Consider the following 1,126-nt stretch of genomic DNA (forward strand, 5'->3'; position numbering starts at 1 on the left):
GTGAAATCTCCTTTTCAATGACAGCAACGATACCCAGGCAGCGCCATAAAAAATCGACCCTGGGCGCCAAGCTGTTGACCTTGAGCGCCAATTATTAAAACGGCACAGGCGGGAAGGCCATGGGCGAGAGAAAAGGTGTAGCCAGACAGCAGGCAGCAGCGGTGTTGATGACACCGTTGCTGCAGTACCTGCAGGAACAAGGGCAGGATGTGGCGGCCATTCTGGCGCGTTACGGGCTGGAGGAGGCGCTGTTTCGGGATCCGGAGGCGCGGGTGGATGTACATGTGTCCACGGCGCTGTTGGATTATTGTCAGGTGCTATTGGAGCAGCCTGCGCTGGGTATCGAACTAGCCCGCCATGCCCAGTACACCCACTTTGGTGCCCTTGGGTTGGCGGTGGCTGCCGGTGGTGATCTTTATAGTGTACTTAATCGCGTTACCCGCTTTCACCGATTGATTAGCAATCTTGTGCGCACGGAGTTGCATGTTAATGATGGCACGGTGGAGCTGCGTTTCTTTTCCGCCACCGAGCATGAGCCTCACCCCCAGGCGCTGGTTTTTGTAATGGCTTCTATCGTGCGGGTATTACGGGTACGTATCAGCGCGGATTATAACCCGCTGCTGGTGGGTTATCCGGACTGGCTTGAGGATGATATGCGGGTGACCCTAGCCGATTATTTCAACTGCCCACTGGCGGTGGGCGAAGGCTATGCGCTGGTGTTCGACAAGGCGAGCGCCAATCGGATTCTGGCATCTAGTGATATTCAGCTGGCTGCCATGTTGGATGCCACCCTGAGTCAGCGGCTGGCAGTGGCGGAGGAGGCGTCGCTGGCCGATCGCCTATCGTTATGGATTCAGGAGCGTTTGCCCGATGGTGAGCCAGCGCAGAAGGATGCGGCTGAAGCATTGTGCATGAGCACACGCAGTTTGCAGCGGCGGTTGGCTGAAGATGGTTTAACGTGGAAACTGCTGTTGGAACATACCCGTAAATCGTTGGTGGAGCAGCATCTTCGCACCTCGGGAATGAGTATTACCCAGGTGGCATTCCTGTTGGGTTTTTCCGAGGTGAGCGCGTTTTCGCGCGCGTTCAAGAAATGGTATGGCATGCCACCCAGCCAGTTTAAGTA

General features: G+C 56.0%; 1 protein-coding gene. It reads left to right on the forward strand.

All coding sequences use genetic code 11. The features are described 5' to 3' along the window. Positions 1–119: 119 nt before the first annotated feature. On the forward strand, positions 120–1,126 hold a 1,007-nt coding region (locus A3730_RS06425; RefSeq protein WP_063537738.1), incomplete at its 3' end, for an AraC family transcriptional regulator.

This window comes from Alcanivorax sp. HI0044 (assembly GCF_001634945.1).